The 18,968-nt window shown below is 74.1% G+C and carries 16 protein-coding genes; 10 read left to right on the forward strand and 6 right to left on the reverse strand.

The window, feature by feature from the left end; all coding sequences use genetic code 11:
• Window positions 1-37 precede the first annotated feature (37 nt).
• A complete protein-coding gene (locus tag ACZ6Y1_RS14940) occupies window positions 38-268 on the reverse strand; it encodes a DUF4287 domain-containing protein (protein WP_030036969.1) in 231 nt (76 codons plus the stop codon).
• Window positions 269-368: 100 nt separating this feature from the next.
• On the opposite strand from ACZ6Y1_RS14940, the gene ACZ6Y1_RS14945 reads away from it, so the two are divergent.
• Window positions 369-713: a hypothetical protein gene (locus tag ACZ6Y1_RS14945; protein ID WP_469628124.1), complete on the forward strand. Its 345-nt coding sequence runs from the start codon at window positions 369-371 to the stop codon at window positions 711-713.
• Here ACZ6Y1_RS14945 and ACZ6Y1_RS14950 read toward each other — a convergent pair.
• From ACZ6Y1_RS14950 to ACZ6Y1_RS14960, 3 genes are all read right to left on the reverse strand, one after another.
• Window positions 697-1,509, reverse strand: coding sequence for a hypothetical protein (locus ACZ6Y1_RS14950; protein WP_469628312.1), 813 nt, complete (start codon window positions 1,507-1,509; stop codon window positions 697-699). The two genes, ACZ6Y1_RS14945 and ACZ6Y1_RS14950, sit on opposite strands and share 17 nt — an antisense overlap.
• Before the next feature lie 321 nt (window positions 1,510-1,830).
• A complete protein-coding gene (locus tag ACZ6Y1_RS14955) occupies window positions 1,831-3,051 on the reverse strand; it encodes an acetyl-CoA C-acetyltransferase (RefSeq protein WP_469628127.1) in 1,221 nt (406 codons plus the stop codon).
• A gap of 724 nt (window positions 3,052-3,775) precedes the next feature.
• Window positions 3,776-4,792, reverse strand: coding sequence for an SGNH/GDSL hydrolase family protein (locus ACZ6Y1_RS14960; RefSeq protein WP_469628130.1), 1,017 nt, complete (start codon window positions 4,790-4,792; stop codon window positions 3,776-3,778).
• Between the two features lie 136 nt (window positions 4,793-4,928).
• On the opposite strand from ACZ6Y1_RS14960, the gene ACZ6Y1_RS14965 reads away from it, so the two are divergent.
• The gene (locus tag ACZ6Y1_RS14965) at window positions 4,929-6,314 is read left to right on the forward strand and encodes a cystathionine beta-synthase (RefSeq protein WP_469628315.1); all 1,386 of its coding nucleotides are present in this window, start codon (window positions 4,929-4,931) and stop codon (window positions 6,312-6,314) included.
• Between the two features lie 806 nt (window positions 6,315-7,120).
• On the opposite strand, the gene ACZ6Y1_RS14970 is transcribed toward ACZ6Y1_RS14965, so the two are convergent.
• Complete coding sequence (locus ACZ6Y1_RS14970) at window positions 7,121-7,489, reverse strand: hypothetical protein (RefSeq protein WP_469628133.1); 369 nt, start codon at window positions 7,487-7,489, stop codon at window positions 7,121-7,123.
• A 140-nt stretch (window positions 7,490-7,629) separates the two neighbouring features.
• Here ACZ6Y1_RS14970 and ACZ6Y1_RS14975 point away from each other — a divergent pair, with 140 nt between their 5' ends.
• Window positions 7,630-8,475 carry a MurR/RpiR family transcriptional regulator gene (locus ACZ6Y1_RS14975; protein WP_469628136.1) on the forward strand — a complete coding sequence of 282 codons (846 nt, stop codon included), beginning with the start codon at window positions 7,630-7,632 and terminating at the stop codon, window positions 8,473-8,475.
• Window positions 8,476-8,825: 350 nt separating this feature from the next.
• Here the strand turns inward: ACZ6Y1_RS14975 and ACZ6Y1_RS14980 are convergent, their stop codons facing one another.
• Window positions 8,826-10,136, reverse strand: a complete 1,311-nt coding sequence (locus tag ACZ6Y1_RS14980; RefSeq protein ID WP_469628139.1) for a type III PLP-dependent enzyme domain-containing protein — start codon at window positions 10,134-10,136, stop codon at window positions 8,826-8,828.
• A 95-nt stretch (window positions 10,137-10,231) separates the two neighbouring features.
• Here ACZ6Y1_RS14980 and hutU point away from each other — a divergent pair, with 95 nt between their 5' ends.
• From hutU to ACZ6Y1_RS15015, 7 genes are all read left to right on the forward strand, one after another.
• Entirely contained in the window at window positions 10,232-11,896 is a 1,665-nt protein-coding gene (gene hutU / locus ACZ6Y1_RS14985; protein WP_469628142.1) for a urocanate hydratase, read from the forward strand.
• A 125-nt stretch (window positions 11,897-12,021) separates the two neighbouring features.
• Entirely contained in the window at window positions 12,022-13,212 is a 1,191-nt protein-coding gene (locus tag ACZ6Y1_RS14990; RefSeq protein WP_469628318.1) for an allantoate amidohydrolase, read from the forward strand.
• The gene (locus ACZ6Y1_RS14995; protein WP_469628145.1) at window positions 13,209-14,546 is read left to right on the forward strand and encodes a formimidoylglutamate deiminase; all 1,338 of its coding nucleotides are present in this window, start codon (window positions 13,209-13,211) and stop codon (window positions 14,544-14,546) included. The genes ACZ6Y1_RS14990 and ACZ6Y1_RS14995 overlap by 4 nt, the downstream gene beginning before the upstream one ends.
• Window positions 14,547-14,786: 240 nt before the next feature.
• Window positions 14,787-15,965: an imidazolonepropionase gene (hutI, locus tag ACZ6Y1_RS15000; protein ID WP_469628148.1), complete on the forward strand. Its 1,179-nt coding sequence runs from the start codon at window positions 14,787-14,789 to the stop codon at window positions 15,963-15,965.
• A 120-nt stretch (window positions 15,966-16,085) separates the two neighbouring features.
• Window positions 16,086-16,778 carry an LPXTG cell wall anchor domain-containing protein gene (locus ACZ6Y1_RS15005; RefSeq protein WP_469628152.1) on the forward strand — a complete coding sequence of 231 codons (693 nt, stop codon included), beginning with the start codon at window positions 16,086-16,088 and terminating at the stop codon, window positions 16,776-16,778.
• A gap of 17 nt (window positions 16,779-16,795) precedes the next feature.
• Window positions 16,796-17,812: a hypothetical protein gene (locus ACZ6Y1_RS15010; protein ID WP_469628155.1), complete on the forward strand. Its 1,017-nt coding sequence runs from the start codon at window positions 16,796-16,798 to the stop codon at window positions 17,810-17,812.
• Window positions 17,809-18,957 carry a hypothetical protein gene (locus ACZ6Y1_RS15015; protein WP_469628158.1) on the forward strand — a complete coding sequence of 383 codons (1,149 nt, stop codon included), beginning with the start codon at window positions 17,809-17,811 and terminating at the stop codon, window positions 18,955-18,957. The genes ACZ6Y1_RS15010 and ACZ6Y1_RS15015 overlap by 4 nt, the downstream gene beginning before the upstream one ends.
• Window positions 18,958-18,968 lie beyond the last annotated feature (11 nt).

The following is an 18,968-nucleotide window of genomic DNA, read 5'->3' on the forward strand; positions in this document are numbered from 1 at the left end:
CGGGGCCCTGGGGCCCTGGGTTCCTGGCGTCCTGGGGTCAGCCGAACCGGCGGGCGGCTCTGCGCAGGTCGTACTCGTGGATGATCGCCTTGGCCTGGCCGTACGACAGTTCGTGCGCGCCGCGCAGCCAGCTGACCTTCTCCTCGAACCGGACGAGGGAGGGGCCTTCGTCCACGGTGCGGAGCCAGTCGGACACTTCACGACCGGTCGTCAGGGGGATTCTGTCGATCATGTTGCGGTGGGTCTGCTCGGAGAACTCTACGGACATGGGCGCCTCCGGAAGGTTGCCGTGCTGTTCTCTTCACGTCACCGTGCCGGAGAGTACGCCCGTTGGCAATGGTGCGCGGACGGCGCGTAAGGTCGGCCGGGTGCTCGATACCTCACCCCTGACCGCCGTCGTGGAACGTTTCGCGGACCGGCTGCGGGCCGCCCCGCAGAGCCGCCTGCGGCAAGGAGCCGCCGAGGCGGCACTGGAGCTGGCCCGTGAGCTCTCGGCGAGGGCGCAGACCCTTGAGGGCGCCCCGGCCGCCGCCGTGCGGGAGATGCCGGACGAGGGGCTCTTCGTCGTCGGTGACCAGGTCGCCGTGGCCGGCGCGGACCTCGCGGAGGCGCTGCGCCGCGTACCGGCCCCGGACGGCGCGAAGGCCCCGTCCGAGCTGCTGGACGAGGCCGTGCGACTGGTGGAGCGGGCCGAGGCTAAAGCGATGCGATGACGCGGTCCGCGAGGATGTAGACGTTGCTGTCCGGGTCCTCGGCGTCGCCGCAGGAGAAGGTCAGCGCGTAGGCGCCGGAGATGCCGGAGCCGCCGAGCAGGACCGGAGCGGTGCCCGAGCGCAGGGCCTCGGCGAGGCGCTCCGCGGTCTCCCGGTGCCCCGGGGTCATGCAGAGCGTGGTGCCGTCCGTGAAGACGTACACGTCGAGGGTGCCCAGCGGGCCCGGGCGGACGTCCGCGAGGGCCGTACGGGCCTCCGCGAGCTCCTCCAGGCGGCTGACCGTGCGCTCGTGGTCCGCGCCCGGGTGCGAGGCCTGGACCGGAACGAAATCGGGGTGCGAGGGGTGGCGCCGGCGGGCGGCGGCCAGCTCGGCCGAGTCCTCCGGGTACGGGTTCTCGTCGAGGGACTCCTCCCCGAGGACCGGCTCCAGGCCTACGAGGTCGGCCTGCCGGGGCAGGAAGACGTGCGGGCCGTCGTCGCCGAGGCCGGGCAGGCCGCCCAGCAGGGAGGGCGCGTCGGCGGCGTCACGAGCCTCCTGCGCGGCCCAGAAGGCGCGCGCTTCGGCCAGCTCGCGCTCGCGCTCCTCGGCGAGGGCTTCGGCCACGGCGGCTCGTATCTCCGCGGCGGGGGACTCCACGGCGCTGCGGGCGTGCGGGACGGTCGCACCGCGGGGGTGCGGCACCGCCAGCTCACTGCGCAGGGCCGTGACCTGCTTGCGCAGGCCGTGGACGGCGTGCAGCGCAGCAGCGCCGACGGCCGTGGCAGCGGCCGCGGTCAGCAGCAGGGCAAGAGGCATGGCGCTCACTGAGTGACTCCCGGTGTGATTCGATCCCCCGACTTCCTACATCAGAGTGTCCCGACCTGGGAATGGCGTGCAGTGCATTACGTCATGAAATGGACAGGTCTTTCGTCCCGATGCGCCCATCCGTACGGCGCCTGACCTGCATATATGCCGAGCCCCCAGGAGATAGGTCACATCCTGGGGGAGATTCGGTCACAGGTCGGCCGCGACGGGGTTAGACCCGGCCCCCGCGCGACGCGGGGAACCGGGCCCGATCCCTTGCGGCGTCAGGGGCCCCTCTTGATCCGCTCAGCTGCGGTGACGGCTCGGCTCCGCTCAGCTCAGCCGCTCGATGACCATGGCCATGCCCTGGCCGCCGCCGACGCACATGGTCTCCAGACCGAACTGCTTGTCGTGGAACTGCAGGCTGTTGATCAGGGTGCCGGTGATGCGGGCGCCGGTCATCCCGAACGGGTGACCGACGGCGATGGCCCCGCCGTTGACGTTCAGCTTGTCGAGGGGGATGTCGAGGTCGCGGTAGGACGGGATGACCTGGGCCGCGAAGGCCTCGTTGATCTCGAACAGGTCGATGTCGCCGACCGTCAGGCCCGCGCGCTTCAGCGCCTGCTTCGAGGCCTCGACCGGGCCCAGGCCCATGATCTCGGGGGAGAGGCCGGTGACGCCGGTGGAGACGATCCGGGCCAGCGGGGTCAGGCCCAGCTCGCGGGCCTTGGTGTCGCTCATGATGACGAGGGCGGCGGCGCCGTCGTTCAGCGGGCAGCAGTTGGCGGCGGTGACCAGGCCGTCGGGGCGGAAGACGGGCTTGAGGCCCTGCACGCCCTCCAGGGTGACCCCGGCGCGCGGGCCGTCGTCCGCGGTGACCACGGTGCCGTCGGGGGTGGTGACGGGGGTGATCTCCCGCTCCCAGAAGCCGTTCTTGATGGCGGCCTCGGCGAGGTTCTGCGAGCGGACGCCGAACTCGTCCATGTCCTGACGGGTCACGCCCTTGAGGCGGGCCAGGTTCTCGGCGGTCTGCCCCATCGCGATGTACGCGTCGGGGATCAGGCCGTCCTCGCGCGGGTCGTGCCAGTCGCTGCCCTCGCTCTGCGCGACGGCGGCCGTACGGGCCTCGGCGTCCGCGAAGAGCGGGTTGTGCGTGCCGGGCATGCCGTCGGAGGAGCCGTTGACGAACCGGGACACGGTCTCGACACCGGCGGAGATGAAGACGTCGCCCTCGCCCGCCTTGATGGCGTGCAGGGCCATCCGGGAGGTCTGGAGGGAGGAGGAACAGTACCGGGTGACGGTGAGGCCCGGCAGGTGGTCCATGCCCATCTGCACGGCGACGATGCGGCCCAGGTTGTGCCCCTGCTCGCCGCCGGGGAGGCCGCAGCCCAGCATCAGGTCGTCGATCTCGCGGGGGTCCAGCTCGGGGACCTTGGCGAGGGCGGCCTGGATGATCGTGGCGGTCAGGTCGTCCGGGCGGACGTCCTTGAGGGAGCCCTTGCCGGCGCGCCCGATCGGGGAGCGGGCGGTGGAAACGATGACTGCTTCGGGCATCGGGACTCCAAGGGGTGCGTGCGTCGTTGCGGGACCGCATGCGAAGTTACCGCCCCGTACGGTCGAGGTCACCGCCCGGGCGGTGTGATGCCGGTCGCTCCCGCGGGGGGTACCCCCATCATGCGTCTGCGGCGCCGCTGCCGGGGACTCCGCCCCCGGACCCCCGGTCCTCAAACGCCGGACGGGCTGAATTCGCCTCCGGCGGCGCCTCAAACGCCGGCGGGGCTGATATCGCCCCTCGACGGGGCCCGATCCAGCCTCGCCGGCGTTCGGGGCGCGGGCCGATCCCAGCCTCGCCGGCGTTCGGGGCGCGGGGCCCGATTCAGCCTCGCCGGCGTTTGAGGCGCGGGGTCTGGGGCGGAGCCCCAGGGCGGGTCCGGGCGGAGCCCGGGGAACGGTGGAAGGGCGGGTAGGGGACAGGCCCCGCGCAGCGGCGACCACGGCCCGCCGGGGCTACGGCCCCGCGCAGCGGAGGCGTAGCCCCCGGGGCTGGCCGGCGCCTAGGGGTGGCAACGGCCCCGCCGGGCTGGGCGGCGCCTAGGGGTGGCAACGGCCCCGCCGGGCTGGGCGGCGCCTAGGGGTGGCAACGGCCCCGCCGGGCTGGGCGGGGCCGGGGGCGGCAGCGGCCCGGCCAGACTGGGCCGCGCCGGGGTGGCAAGGGCGGCAGCGGCCCGGCCCGGCTGGGCCGTGCCGGGGCGGCAAGGGCGGCGGCGGCCCGGCGGGGCTACGGGCCGGACAGGTCCGCCGGGGCCGGGGCGGTGGCCGGGTCCTCCGCGGTGAGCCGGCGCCGGCGGCGGTGCTTGAGGAGGACCCACGGGCCGCGGGCGGCCGTGACCTCCGTACCCGCCTGATCGGCCGCCGCCGACGCCGCCTTCGCGACCGGCAGCATGTCCTCGTGCCGGGACACGTCCAGCCGGTCGGACTCCGGCCACAGCGACAGCGCCGCGCACAGCGTGGGCAGCACGGCCATCGCCGCGGTCGCGTACCCCTCCGCCGAGGGGTGGTAGGAGTCCGGGCCGAACATCTCCCGGGGGTTCGCCGCGAACTCCGGCCCGAGGAGGTCGCCCATCGAGACCGTACGGGCGCCCAGTGCGACCACCCCTATGGTCTGCGCGGCCGCGAGCTGCCGCGAGACCCGCCGGGCCAGCCACCTCAGCGGCTGGTACACCGGCTCGATCGTGCCCAGGTCCGGGCAGGTGCCGACCACGACCTCCGCGCCCGCCATGCGCAGCCGCCGCACCGCCGAGGTGAGGTGGCGGACCGACTGCGTGGGCGGCATGCGCCGCGTCACGTCGTTCGCCCCGATCATGATCACGCACACGTCCGGCGGGGGCCGGTCCCCGTCCAGCAGCAGCCCGACCTGGCGGTCCAGGTCGTCGGACATGGCCCCCGACAGGGCGACGTTGCGCAGCTCCACCGGCCGCTCGGCCACCGCCGCCAGCCCGGAGGCCATCAGGGCCGCCGGGGTCTGCCTGGCTCGCCGTACGCCCAGGCCGGCGGCCGTGGAATCGCCCAGCATCGCCAGCCGCAGCGGGCCCGGACTCAGCTCCGGCCCGTTGAACTCGCTCCCGTACAGTCCGTCCGCGCGCGGCGGATCGCCCAGCCCGCTCCCCACCGTGCGCTTGGCGAACTGCATCTCCGCCAGTACGAGCCCCACCGCGGCGACCCCGACCAGCCCGAGCCCGCCGCCGCCGTACGCTGCGCCCGCCGCGATCCGGCGGGCCGTTCTCGCCCTGGACACCCTTCAGACCACCTCGCTTCGCCGACTCGGGCTTCGTTGACCTTCCTGCCCCGTACGGACGGTCGTCCAATCCCTTTCCGCATACTCTGGCCGAAGCTCCCGGAGAACCCGTGGAGTCCCGTCCTTGGAGAACATGGTGCAATTCCACGACTCGATGATCAGCCTCGTCGGCAACACCCCGCTGGTGAAGCTCAACCGTGTGACCGAAGGCCTCCAGGCCACCGTCCTGGCGAAGGTCGAGTACTTCAATCCCGGCGGCTCCGTGAAGGACCGGATCGCCGTGCGCATGATCGAGGCCGCCGAGCAGAGCGGAGCCCTCAAGCCCGGTGGCACCATCGTGGAGCCGACCAGCGGCAACACGGGTGTAGGACTCGCCATCGTGGCCCAGCAAAAGGGTTACAAGTGCATCTTCGTCTGCCCTGACAAGGTCTCGCTCGACAAGATCAACGTGCTGCGGGCGTACGGAGCCGAGGTCGTGGTCTGCCCGACCGCGGTCGACCCCGAGCACCCGGACTCGTACTACAACGTGTCCGACCGCCTCGTGCGCGAGACGCCGGGCGCCTGGAAGCCCGACCAGTACAGCAACCCGAACAACCCCCGTTCGCACTACGAGACCACCGGGCCCGAGCTCTGGGAGCAGACGGACGGCAAGATCACCCACTTCGTCGCCGGCGTCGGCACGGGCGGCACGATCTCCGGCACCGGCAACTACCTCAAGGAGGTCAGCGGCGGGAAGGTCAAGGTCATCGGCGCCGACCCCGAGGGCTCGGTGTACTCCGGCGGCTCCGGCCGCCCGTACCTCGTCGAGGGTGTCGGCGAGGACTTCTGGCCGACCGCCTACGACCCGAACGTGACCGACGAGATCATCGCGGTGTCCGACAAGGACTCCTTCCAGATGACGCGCCGCCTCGCGAAGGAGGAGGGCCTGCTCGTCGGCGGCTCCTGCGGCATGGCGGTCGTCGCCGCCCTGCGCGTGGCGGAGGGCCTCGGCCCGGACGACGTGGTCGTCGTGCTCCTCCCGGACAGCGGCCGCGGCTACCTGAGCAAGATCTTCTCGGACGAGTGGATGGCCGGGCACGGCTTCCTGGAGGAGGCCGGGCCGGCGGCGCGCATCGGCGACGTCCTCGCGGACAAGGAGGGCGCCATGCCGTCCCTGGTCCACATGCACCCCGAGGAGACGGTGGGCGAGGCGATCGAGGTGCTGCGCGAGTACGGCGTCTCGCAGATGCCCGTCGTCAAGCCGGGTGCCGGCCACCCGGACGTGATGGCCGCCGAGGTCATCGGCTCGGTGGTGGAGAAGGAGCTGCTGGCGGCCCTGTTCGCGCAGAGCGCCTCGCTGGGCGACCCGCTGGAGAAGCACATGAGCGCGCCGCTGCCGCAGGTCGGCTCGGGCGAGCCGGTCTCCGACCTGATGGCGGCCCTGGGCGAGGCGGACGCGGCGATCGTCCTGGTCGAGGGCAAGCCGACGGGCGTGGTGAGCCGGCAGGACCTGCTGGCGTTCCTGGCCAAGTCGGCGAAGTAGCCTGCGGCTCGCTCGGTGGGGCGGGCGGGGGCTCGGCGCCCCCGCGCGCCCCTGCCACCCGTCGCCCCGACGGCGCTCCGCGCCCGCGCCTCAATCGCCGGCGGGGCTGGATACGGCCCGTCGGCGTTGGAGACGCGGGGTCTGGGGCGTGCCCGATCCAGCCTCGCCGGCGCTCGAGGCGCGGGTCCGGGCGGGGCCCGATCCAGCCTCGCGGGCGTTTGAGGCGCGGGTCCGGGCGGGGCCCGATCCAGCCTCGCCGGCGTTTGAGGCGCGGGGTCTGGGGCGGAGCCCCAGGGAACGGTGGAAGGGCGGGTAGGGGACTGCTCCGCGCAGCGGCACCCCGGTCCGGGCCGCGCCTGACGGCCGCCGGGGCCGGGCGCGCGCCGGGGCACCTCCTCGGGCGTCGAACCTGCAGAGGCACCGGCAAGCAAGCGTGGTTGCGTTCGACGCCCTGCGGGGGCACCCCGCCACACACCCGACCCCGGCGGCGCGGGGGTGCTACAGGCCGAGCCGCCGGGGACCCGGGGTCCGGCGGCGCGGCGGCGCGGCGAAGTCGTGGAAACGGTACGGGCACGACACGTGGCGGCAGCACCGGCTTAACACGGCTCCGGCACAGTGGTGGTCGTCGGCAGGGAAGTCCGGGAGACCGGAACCCGGCCGGCGCCACCGAACGGCGCGAACGCACCCCGGAGCGGCTCCCGGACCGCGTGGACGCCACGGACGCGGCCGGCCCTGACCCGGCCCGTGTCCTCCGCGGGGACCGCCGTCGTCCCGCCCCCGGGCAACCGGGGTGCGGCGGTCCCCGCCTACTCCCTGTGGCGGCGCAGGTTCTTGGACGCGTGGATGAAGTTGACGCCCACGATGCCGCCCCAGGCCACCAGCAGGCCCGCCAGATTCGCCTGCGCGGCGGCGATCGCCGACAGCGGGATCGCCAGCACCAGCGTGACGATGGCGAAGCCGAAGCGTTCGCCGAAGTTCCCGTCCCCCATGCCGGCGGCCGCCGGACCGCCGCGCTCGGCGAGGAGGCGTTCCTCCGCCAGCCGTCGCCGGACCTGCGTGTCGACCTTCTCGACGAACGAGTCCACCAGTGCGGCCTCGTACTCCGCGCCCAGGTCCCGCCGGGCGTCCAGGGTGGCGTCGAGTTCCTTCTTCAGTTCCTGGCCGTGTGCGTCCATGCCCCCACGCTAGGAACGGCCCCCGGCGCCCGCACTGGGGCTGGCCCCCGTATCCGGATTCCGGTCACGGCTTGCCCGCGTGCATAACCGCATGCAGAGTGCTCCGTGACTGAATATTTCACGGGGACGGAGGGGGCGGCATGAGTGACAGCCCGGCAGCACGGCTGCAGAAGCTGTTCGAGGGGCACCGGCTGACGCCGACCCAGCGGCGGATCGCGCACTGCATGGTGCGGGGGGCCGCGGAGGTGCCGTTCCTGTCGAGCGTGGAACTCGCCGAGCTGGCCGGGGTGAGCCAGCCGTCCGTGACCCGGTTCGCGGTGGCGCTCGGATTCGACGGGTACCCGGCACTGCGCCGCCACCTGCGGGAGGTGGCCCCGCCCGTGGAGCGGCCGGCCGCCGAGCACGAGGACGCGTACAACGAGTACCAGCAGGCCGTGCAGGGGGAGATCGAGAACCTGCGCAGGCTGTCGGCGATGCTCGCCGATCCGTCGCCCGTCCAGGAGGCGGGCCGGCTGCTGGCGGCCTCCACGCCGCTGCCGGTGCTGGGGCTGCGGGCGGCGTCCTCGCAGGCGCGCGGGTTCGCGTACTTCGCCGCCAAGGTGCATCCGGACGTACGGCTCCTCGACGAGGGCGGCTCGATGATGGACGACCGCATCGACGCGGCCGTGGCCGCCGGGGCGAGCACGCTGCTGTGCTTCGCGCTGCCGCGGCATCCGAGGGAGGTCGTGGACACGCTGGAGCGCTCGCGGCGGGAGGGGCTGACAGTGGTGACCGTGGCCGACTCGGCCTTCGCCCCGGTGGCCCGCCACTCGGACTTGCTGATCCCGGCTCCGGTCGGCACCGGCCTGGCCTTCGACACGGCGTGCGCGCCGATGCTGTTGGGGCGGGTGCTGCTGGAGGCGATGGCGGACGCGCTGCCGGATGCGCAGGCGCGTCTGGAGGCGTTCGACGCGCGGGCCGCGACCCGGGGCCTGTTCGTGGACTGACCGGGGCTCCGCCCCCGCACCCCCGCGCCTCAAACGCCGGCGGGGCTGGGTACGGCCCGGCGGGGCTGGTTTGCCGCGCAGCGGCAATTCCAGCCCCGCCGGCGTTTGAGGCGCGGGGTCTGGGGCGGAGCCCCAGGGCGGGTCCGGGCGGAGCCCGGGGAACGGTGGAAGGGCGGGTCGGGGACCTGCTCCGCGCAGCGGCACCCCGGCCCGGCCCGCCAGCACGGGCCGCCGGGGCCGGGCGCGCGCCGGGGTGCTTCCTCGGGTGTCGGACCTGCAGAGGTACCGGCGAGCAGGGCGTGGTTGCGTTCGACGCCCTGCGGGGCCCCGCCGCACACCCGCCCCCGCCGTCAGAGGAAGGCGTCCGCCTGGGCCCCGCCCGCCTCCGTGATGAGCTCCGCAGGAGTCTGCGCCGGCCGGGCCAGGGAGAACCGCACCCCCGCCGGGGTCACCGCGAAGCCGTGCACGGCCGGGCGGGGCAGGCTGTTGTAGCCGTAGTGCGCGGTGAAGAAGTACGCCCCCGTGTCCGGGACGGCGATGACGTCGCCCGCGGCGAGGGGCGGGAGTTCCCGGGCCGTCGCCAGGAGGTCGCCGGCGAAGCACGCCGGGCCCGCGATGTCCTGCGCCACCGCGTCCCCGCTCTTCGGCGCCCCCTTCGCGTCGTACGGCAGGATCCGCACCGGCCAGGACGCGGGCGCGTAGGCGGTGCGGGTCGCCAGCTGGACCCCGGCGTGGGTGAGGGCGATGGCGCGGCCCCCGCTGGTCTTCGTGTACTCGACGCGCGCCAGGACCAGGCCGTTCTTGGCCAGCAGGGACCGCCCGAACTCCGTGACGAGCCCGTACGAGCCGTCGAAGAGCCGCGGGGCCGCCCCGCGCAGGGCGGTCACGTACTCCTCGTACGTCGGGGACGTCTCGTCCGAGGCGAAGTTCACCGGCAGGCCCCCGCCGATGTCGAGGGTGTCGACCTGGCGGCGCCCGGCCGCCGCGTTGATCTCCTCGGCGAGCGCGTGCAGCTCGCGCACGCCCTCGGCGATCAGGGCCAGCGGGACCCCCTGCGAGCCCGAGTGGGTGTGCAGCCGGGTGAGCCAGGGGCGGTCGACGTAGGCCCGTACGAGCCACTCGCGCGCGCCCGGATCGCGCAGGGCGATGCCGAACTTCGAGGTCGCGGTCGCCGTGGACAGCGCGTCGATGGTGCCCGCGCCGGTCTGCGGGTTGATCCGCATCCCGACGGGGGACCTGGGGCCGGCGCCGGCCAGGGCGTCCAGGCGGTGCAGCTCCTGGCGGTTGTCGGCGTTGACGGCGATGCCCAGGGCCAGGGCCTCGCGCAGCTCGTCGACGGTCTTGGCGGGGGAGTCCAGCACGATCCGGCCCGCGGGCAGCCCGGCCGCCCGGGCCAGTGCCAGTTCGCCGGGGCTGGCGACCTCGCAGCCGAGCCCGGTGTCGGCGAGCAGCCGCAGTACGGGCACCAGCGGGGCGGCTTTGACGGCGAAGGCGTGCAGGACGGGCGTCCCGGGGGGCAGCGCGGCGGCGAAGGCGCTGGTCAGGGCGGCGGCCGAGGCTCTGATCCCGGCGATGTCCAGCAGGCAGGCCACCGGTTCGGTGTCCAGGAGGCCCTGTTCGACGGCGGCTCGTACGACCACGTCCCTGTCCATGCCCGCCATCCCATCATCCGAAGGCGCGCCCCGCAGCTGTTGACTGAATCTATTCAGGACGAGAGTATGTGAATGGATTTACCAACATCGGAGGAGGCAACGCCATGTCAGGACCCCGCCCCGTACGTGCCGCGCGAGGCACCGAGCTCAGCGCCCTGGGATGGCAGCAGGAAGCCGCGCTGCGGATGCTCCAGAACAACCTCGACCCCGAGGTCGCCGAGCACCCCGACAAGCTCGTCGTCTACGGCGGCACCGGCAAGGCGGCCCGTGACTGGCGCTCGTACGACGCGATGGTCCGCACCCTGCAGACCCTCAAGCAGGACGAGACGATGCTCGTGCAGTCGGGCCGCCCGGTCGGCGTGATGCAGACGCACGAGTGGGCGCCGCGCGTCCTGCTCGCCAACTCCAACCTGGTCGGCGACTGGGCGAACTGGGAGGAGTTCCGCCGCCTGGAGCACCTCGGCCTGACCATGTACGGCCAGATGACCGCCGGTTCGTGGATCTACATCGGCACCCAGGGCATCCTCCAGGGCACCTACGAGACCTTCGCGGCCGTCGCCGCCAAGAAGTTCGGCGGCACCCTGGCCGGCACCATCACCCTCACCGCCGGCCTCGGCGGCATGGGCGGCGCCCAGCCGCTGGCCGTGACGATGAACGACGGCGTCGCGATCTGCATCGACGTCGACCCGCGCGCCATCGAGCGCCGCATCGAGCACCGCTACCTGGACGTCAAGGCCAATGACCTGCGGCACGCGCTGCAGCTCGCGGTCGAGGCGCGCGAGGCCCGCAAGCCGCTCTCCATCGGTCTGCTCGGCAACGCCGCCGAGCTCCTCCCGCAGATGCTCGCCGAGGGCGCCCCGATCGACATCGTGACGGACCAGACGTCGGCGCACGACCCGCTCTCCTACCTGCCGGTGGGCGTCGACTTCGACGACATGGCCTCCTACGCGGCCAAGGACCCGGCCGGCTTCACCACCCGCGCCCGCGAGTCCATGGCCAAGCACGTCGAGGCCATGGTCGGCTTCATGGACGCCGGCGCCGAGGTCTTCGACTACGGCAACTCCATCCGCGGCGAGGCCCAGCTGGCCGGCTACGACCGCGCGTTCGCCTTCCCCGGCTTCGTCCCCGCCTACATCCGCCCCCTCTTCTGCGAGGGCAAGGGCCCCTTCCGCTGGGCCGCCCTGTCCGGCGAGGCCTCGGACATCCACAAGACCGACAAGGCGATGCTGGAGCTCTTCCCGGAGAACGAGTCCCTGCACCGCTGGATCAAGATGGCGGGCGAGCGCGTCCACTTCCAGGGCCTGCCCGCGCGCATCTGCTGGCTCGGCTACGGCGAGCGCGACAAGGCGGGCGAACGCTTCAACGAGATGGTGGCGGACGGCACGCTGGCCGCGCCGCTGGCCATCGGCCGCGACCACCTCGACTGCGGCTCGGTGGCCTCCCCGTACCGCGAGACCGAGGCCATGCTGGACGGCTCCGACGCGATCGCCGACTGGCCGCTGCTCAACGCCATGGTCAACGTGGCCTCCGGCGCCTCCTGGGTCTCGATCCACCACGGCGGCGGTGTCGGCATGGGCCGCTCCATCCACGCGGGCCAGGTCACGGTCGCCGACGGCACCGCGCTGGCCGGCGAGAAGATCCGCCGCGTCCTCACCAACGACCCGGGCATGGGCGTCATCCGCCACGTCGACGCGGGCTACGACATCGCCGAGTCCGTCGCGGACGAGCGCGGCGTCCGCGTCCCGATGCGCGAGGGTGACTCCGCGTGACCTCGCCCGCAGACGGGGGTGTGGGCGGTCGTTCCGCTGGGGCGGAACGGGTGGGCGCACCCCCCACCGGGCCGCACCCGGCGGCCCCGGCCCCCGGTGACCACGGCGCAGACTCGTTCCACGCCATGTGGGACGAGCTGCGCCCCATCGGCCGCCACGCCGACAGCGGCGGCTACCGCCGCTACGCGTGGACCGGTGCCGACGCCGACTGCCGGACCTGGTTCCAGGCGCAGGCGGAGGCGCGCGGGCTCACGTACGAGACCGACCGCAACGGCAACCAGTGGGCCTGGCTCGGCGACCCCCTCGCGGGGGACGCCGTGGTCACCGGCTCGCACCTGGACTCCGTCCCCGACGGCGGGGCCTTCGACGGCCCCCTCGGCGTGGTGTCCTCCTTCGCGGCCCTGGACGAACTCCGCAGGAGGGGCGCGGAGTTCGCCAGGCCCCTGGCCATCACCAACTTCGGTGACGAGGAAGGCGCCCGCTTCGGCCTCGCCTGCGTCGGCTCCCGGCTCACCGCCGGGCAGCTGACCAAGGAGAAGGCGTACGAGCTCCGCGACGCCGACGGCATCAGCCTGCCCCAGGCCATGGAGGCCGCCGGGTACGACCCCGACGCCATCGGGGCCGACCCCGAACGGCTCGCCCGTGTAGGCGCGTTCGTCGAGCTGCACGTGGAACAGGGCCGCGCCCTCGACCTGTCCGGTGACCGGGTCGGCATCGCCTCCGCGATCTGGCCGCACGGGCGCTGGCGGTTCGACTTCCGCGGCGAGGCCAACCACGCCGGAACCACCCGGCTCGTGGACCGGCACGACCCGATGCTGACGTACGCGGCGACCGTGCTGGCCGCCCGCACCGAGGCGGCCCTCGCCGGGGCCGTCGCCACCTTCGGGAAGATCGCCGTCGAGCCCAACGGGGTCAACGCCATCCCGTCCCTGGTGCGCGGCTGGCTCGACTCGCGTGCGGCCGACCAGGCCACCCTCGACATGGTCGTCACCGCCATCGAGAAGGCCGCCCGCGAGCACGCCGACCGCGACGGGATCGACCTCGGCATCGTCCGGGAGTCCTTCACCCCGGTCGTCGAGTTCGAGCACGCCCTGCGCGACGAGATGAACCGGATCCTGGGCGGGTCCGTCCCCGTCCTGGGCACGGGTGCGGGACACGACGCGGGGATCCTCTCCGCGGCCGTCCCGACCGCGATGCTGTTCGTACGGAACCCGACCGGCGTCTCCCACTCCCCGCGGGAGTTCGCCGCCGAGGACGACTGCGTGGCCGGCGTCCTCGCCCTCGCCGACGTACTGGAAGGACTCGCGTGCCGGTGACGAAGACGTACTGGCTGGAACACGCCTGGCTCGACACCCTCGTCGAGCCGGGCGTGGCCCTGGACGTATCAGCCGACGGGCGGATCGCCGCCGTCCGGACCGGGGCCGGGACCCCGCCCCCGGGTGCGGAGATCCTGCGCGGCCTCACCCTCCCCGGTCTGGCCAACGCGCACTCCCACGCCTTCCACCGGGCCCTGCGCGGCACGGTCCAGGTGGGCTCGGGCACCTTCTGGACCTGGCGCGAGATCATGTACTCCGTCGCCCAGAACCTCACCCCGGACTCCTACTTCGCGCTCGCGCGGGCCGTGTACGCGGAGATGGCGCTGGCCGGCATCACCGCGGTGGGCGAGTTCCACTACGTCCACCACGCCCCCGGCGGCGCCGCCTACGCGGACCCCAACGCGATGGGGGAGGCCCTGATCGCGGCCGCCGCCGAGGCCGGCATCCGCATCACCCTCCTGGACACGGCGTACCTGTCGGCGGGCTTCGGAGAGGCGCCGAACCAGCACCAGCTGCGGTTCTCCGACGGCACCGCCGAGGCGTGGGCGGAGCGGGTGGGCGGGCTGAAGCCCCGGGACCACGCGCTGATCGGCGCCGCGATCCACTCGGTGCGCGCGGTCCCGGAGGCGCAGCTGGCCGCGGTGGCCGCGTGGGCGCAGGAGCGGCGGGCGCCGCTCCACGTGCACCTGTCCGAGCAGACCGCGGAGAACGACGCCTGCCGGGCCGCTCACGGCCGCACCCCCACCCAGCTCCTCGCCGACCACGGCGTGCTGGGCCCGCTGACCACGGGCGTCCACAACACGCACCTCACGGACGAGGACATCGCCCTCCTCGGCGGCACCACCACCGGCACCTGCATGTGCCCGACCACCGAACGGGACCTCGCGGACGGCATCGGCCCGGCGGTCCGCCTCCAGCGGGCCGGCAGCCCGCTCTCGCTCGGCAGCGACAGTCACGCGGTGATCGACCTGCTGGAGGAGGCGCGGGCGATGGAGCTCAACGAGCGGCTGGCGAGCCGTACGCGCGGCCACTGGACGGCGGCTGCGCTGCTGCGGGCGGCTTCGGCGGACGGGCATGCGGCGCTGGGCTGGTCCGACGCGGGCACCCTGGCGGTCGGCGCGCTCGCCGACTTCACGACGGTCGCCCTGGACTCCGTGCGGACGGCCGGTCCCGTGCCCCGCCTCGGCGCGGAGACCGCCGTCTTCGCCGCGACGGCCTCCGACATCCGGCACACGGTGGTGGGCGGCCGCCATATCGTCCGCGACGGGGTGCACACCCTGGTCGAGGACGTCCCGTCCGCCCTGGCCGACTCCATCGCCGCCCTCCGCACCTGACGTCCCTCCGCTGCGCGGGGCCTTTCCCCCACCCCGCCCCTTCCCGAAACCGGGGGCTCCGCCCCCGGACCCCCGCTCCTCAAACGCCGGAGGGGCTGGAGTTTCCGCTCGGCGGGGCTGGATCGCGCGGAGCGCGATTCCAGCCCAGCCGGCGTTTGAGGCGCGGGGTCCGGGGCGGAGCCCCGGTTTCGGGAAGGGGCGGGGTGGGGGAACGAAATGACTCGACGACCACGAGGAACCATGACCACCACCACCGCGATCACCAACATCGGCAGCCTCGTCACCAACGACCCCACCCTGGGCGAAGGCACCCTCGGCCTCATCCGGGACGCGGCCGTCGTCATCGAGGACGACAAGATCGCCTGGGTCGGCCCCGCCGACCGGGCCCCCGCCGCCGACACCGCGTTCGACGCGGACGGCCGCGCCGTCATCCCCGGCTTCGTCGACTCCCACTCGCACCTCGTCTTCGCCGGCGACCGCACCGCCGAGTTCAACGCCCGCATGTCCGGCAGCAGCTACGCCGCCGGCGGCATCCGCACCACCGTCGCCGCCACCCGCGCCGCCAGCGACGCCGCGCTCGAAGCCAACCTGCTGCGCCACCTCGACGAGGCCCTGCGCCAGGGCACCACCACCTTCGAGACCAAGTCCGGCTACGGCCTCACCGTCGCCGACGAGGCCCGGGCCCTGCGGATCGCCGCCGCGCACACCGAGGAGGTCACCTACCTCGGGGCGCACATCGTCTCCCCGGACTTCGCCGACGACCCGGCCGGCTATGTGGACCTGGTCACCGGCGAGATGCTGGAGGCCTGCGCCCCGTACGCCCGGTGGGTCGACGTGTTCTGCGAGAAGGGCGCCTTCGACGGCGACCAGGCCCGCGCGATCCTCACCGCCGGCGCCGCCGCCGGGCTGATCCCGCGCGTGCACGCCAACCAGCTGTCGTACGGGCCCGGCGTACAGCTCGCCGTGGAGCTGGAGGCCGCCTCCGCCGACCACTGCACCCACCTCACCGACGCCGACGTGGACGCCCTGGTCCAGGCCGCGGACACCACCGTCGCCACCCTCCTCCCCGGCGCCGAGTTCTCCACCCGCGCGCAGTGGCCCGACGCCCGCCGCCTGATCGACGCGGGTGCGACCGTCGCACTGTCCACGGACTGCAACCCGGGCTCCTCCTACACGAGTTCGATGCCGTTCTGCATCGCGCTCGCCGTGCGCGACATGCGGATGACCCCGGACGAGGCCCTGTGGTCCGCCACCGCGGGCGGCGCCCGCGCCCTGCGCCGTACCGACATCGGGACGGTCACCCCCGGAGCGCGCGCGGACCTGGCGCTCCTGGACGCCCCGAGCCATGTCCACCTGGCCTACCGGCCCGGTGTTCCGCTGGTCTCCGCCGTGTGGCAGAGGGGCGTGCGCGCCCACTGACGAGCGGTCAATTCCGGACGGCCCTTTGTCTTCCCTCCGTAGGACCCCGGGCGTACCTTGAGCCACCAATCTGATGTGTCGTCAGTAACTTGTGGCCCACGGTTCGAGGGGAAGACGAAGGTGTCCGACCGGAAACGCTCCACCGCGCTCGCGCTGGCCTCCGCGCTGGCAGCCGGATCGGCGGTCCTGCTGGCCGCCCCCGCGGCGCAGGCCGCCGTCATCGACGTGGCCTACGACTGCAAGACCCCGATCGGGGACAAGTCGGCGGTGTCACCCATCGACATCAAGGCCGTGAAGGAAGGCGACGGCTACAAGCTGACGATGTCCTTCCAGAAGGGCGTCTCCTCCAGCCCCGTCGAGCTCGGCAAGGGCGCCATGAGCCCCAGCGCCGTCATCCTCGTCGACGGCGCGGAGAAGGCCTCCGTACCCGTCTCCGGGGCGTCCAACCCCGAGGCGGTCCCGGCCAACACCCCCATCAAGATCACCGACCTCTCGGGCACCTACAAGCCCAAGAAGAGCGGCAAGGTCAACTTCACCGCCGGGGTCCTGACCATCAAGGCGCTGGGGACCACGACCACGTGCACCCCGGGCAACAGCCCCAAGCCCTCCCTGGAACTGGACGTCACGGCCGCCGCCGGCGGAGGCGGCGGCACGCAGTCCGGCGGTTCCGGATCCGGCGGCGGCGACACCCTCCCGCAGACCGGACCCACCGACTCCGCCCTCGCGCTCGGCACCCTCGGCGGCACCGTGCTGCTCAGCGGCGCCGTCGGCGTGCTCTGGCTGACCCGGCGCGGCCAGCGGGCCCGGTCCTGAACGGAGCACCCCCGGCCATGCCCGTGCTCCACACCCTCAAGCGCGCAGGCGTCCTGCTCCTGACGGCCGCCGCGCTGTACGCGGCCCCCGCGCAGCACGCGGCGGCCGACGAGCCCGGCTGGACCGCCGAGCCCGCCGCCGGAACGGCCGCCGCGGCGCCCGGGGGTGCCCGCCCGTACTTCTACCTCGCGGGCACCGCCGGCACGGTGCTGGAGGACCGGCTCGCCCTGACCAACACCACCGACCGGGAACGCACCGTCACCCTGCGCGGGGCCGACGCCTACAACACCGCGGACGGCGCCTTCGCCGTCCGGCCGGCCGGGCCCGCCGCCGCAGACGGCCCGGGAAGCGCGCTGACCGGCGCCGGATCCTGGATCAGCTTCGGCGCCGCGGCCACCGTGAAGATCCCGCCCCGCACCCGGGCGGTGGTGCCGTTCACCGTCACCGTGCCACCCTCCTCCCCGCCGGGCGACCACCCCGCGGCCGTGGTCGCGGCCGAAGGCGGCCACGAGGTGGGCGTACGGGTCCACCTGCGGGTCGGCGGACCCACCCTGGCCGCCCTCACCGTCGAGGACGTCTCCGTACGCGGCAAGGGCGCCGCCGCCGTCATCGCGTACACCCTGGTCAACCGGGGCAACGTGGCCCTCGCCCCCGAGCTGTCGGTCCGCGCCCGGGGCCGCTTCGGCGAGGTCGCGGGGCGCGCCGCCCGCACCCTGCCGGTGGAACTGCTGCCGGGGCAGCGGGCCCGGCTGACCGAGCCGTGGCCCGGCGCGCCCGTCTTCGACCGGGTACGCCTCACCCTCACCGTCACCGCACCCGGCGGCGCCCGCGCGAGCGCCGCCACCTCGGCGTGGTTCGTGCCCCGGCGGCTCGCGGGGTGGCTGGGCGGCGCCCTGGCCGCCCTCGGCGTGATCACCGCGGCCGCGCTGCACCTCGTACGCGGGCGGCGGCGCGCCCGGCAGGACCGCCGGGCCGACGCGTCGCCCGTACCCGTACCCGAACCGGAACACGAACTGACGGGAGCAGCCAGGTGAGCGCCCAGGCCGGCGGCACGATCCGCGCCCTCCGCCCCTTCCGCCCCCTCCGCGCGCTCCTCGCGGCGGCCCTGGCCGCGTGCGCGCTCGCGCTGCTCCCGGCGGCCCCGGCCGCCGCGGCCGAGAACCCCGAACCGACCGTGGCGCTCTCGCTGCAGGAGGCCGCCAAGGGCACCGAGCTCACCGTGACCGGCACCGGCTGGCGGGCCAAGTCGCTGGTGATGCTGCTGGTCTGCGGCCAGAACATGATCGGCGGCACCAACAGCTGCGCCAACGCCGACGGCGCCGCCGTCTCGGTGGCCGACGACGGGCACTTCACCGCCAAGCTGCCCGTGGTGGCTCCGCCCAAGCCCTGCCCCTGCGTGGTCAACGTGACCTCGGTCAACGGCGACCAGTCCACCGTCGCCGTCCCGCTGAAGATCACCGATCACGAGGTGGCCGAGCTGCCCGCCGAGTCCGGGACGGCGCGCCTCGCGATGCTCACCGGGGTCCGGCTGGAGGGCGAGGACGGCGTGCTGACCTGGTTCGGCGCCCCGCCCACCCGGAAGTTCAAGGTCACCGTCGGCAACCTCGGCTCGGCCCCCGTCAAGGACCCGGTCTTCCAGCTCGGCACCGCCCACGGCGTGTTCGCGCCGCTGTGGGAGGAGGCCCGCTGGAAGGGGACCATCCCGCCGGGCGGCAAGGCGGAGATCGCCCTGGACGTGGCCCTCACGGCCGGCGCCTACGGGGACTACACGATCTCCCTCAAGTACGGCGAGACGGTGGTCGCCACCCAGCCGTGGGGCGTGGACCGCCCGTACGGGGTGCTGCTCTTCTGGGGCCTGCTCCTGCTGGTGATCCCGGCCGCGGTCTTCCGCGTCGGCATGGCCGTCGTCGACAGGGTCCGCCCGCGCGAGACCCCCGCGGGCGGCCGCCACCGGGGCGCGCAGCCCGAGTCCGCCTCGGCCGTGACGGCCCGCCTGCCCGGGATCGCGGCGCTGCGAGGACCCGCGCGCACCGCCTCCGACCCCCCGGCGGACACCCCCCGGACCCCCCAGACCCCCACGGCGGTCCTGCCGTGGTTCACCCCGGACAGCGCGCCGGAGACAGCACCACAGACGTCCGCACCGTCTGAGAACCGTTCGACGACGAAGGGACAAGCGTGAAGAACCGACGG

The organism is Streptomyces sp. NPDC053432, assembly GCF_055585365.1.

Excerpts from the sequence above, each read along its gene's own strand:
- hutI (WP_469628148.1), top strand. The coding sequence starts at position 14,787 with ATGACCACCACCACCGCGATCACCAACATCGGCAGCCTCGTCACCAAC.
- ACZ6Y1_RS14970 (WP_469628133.1), bottom strand. The coding sequence starts at position 7,489 with ATGGACGCACACGGCCAGGAACTGAAGAAGGAACTCGACGCCACCCTG.
- hutU (WP_469628142.1), top strand. The coding sequence starts at position 10,232 with ATGTCAGGACCCCGCCCCGTACGTGCCGCGCGAGGCACCGAGCTCAGC.
- ACZ6Y1_RS14975 (WP_469628136.1), top strand. The coding sequence starts at position 7,630 with ATGAGTGACAGCCCGGCAGCACGGCTGCAGAAGCTGTTCGAGGGGCAC.
- ACZ6Y1_RS14980 (WP_469628139.1), bottom strand. The coding sequence starts at position 10,136 with ATGGCGGGCATGGACAGGGACGTGGTCGTACGAGCCGCCGTCGAACAG.
- ACZ6Y1_RS14990 (WP_469628318.1), top strand. The coding sequence starts at position 12,022 with ATGTGGGACGAGCTGCGCCCCATCGGCCGCCACGCCGACAGCGGCGGC.
- ACZ6Y1_RS15010 (WP_469628155.1), top strand. The coding sequence starts at position 16,796 with ATGCCCGTGCTCCACACCCTCAAGCGCGCAGGCGTCCTGCTCCTGACG.
- ACZ6Y1_RS14950 (WP_469628312.1), bottom strand. The coding sequence starts at position 1,509 with ATGCCTCTTGCCCTGCTGCTGACCGCGGCCGCTGCCACGGCCGTCGGC.
- ACZ6Y1_RS14940 (WP_030036969.1), bottom strand. The coding sequence starts at position 268 with ATGTCCGTAGAGTTCTCCGAGCAGACCCACCGCAACATGATCGACAGA.
- ACZ6Y1_RS14955 (WP_469628127.1), bottom strand. The coding sequence starts at position 3,051 with ATGCCCGAAGCAGTCATCGTTTCCACCGCCCGCTCCCCGATCGGGCGC.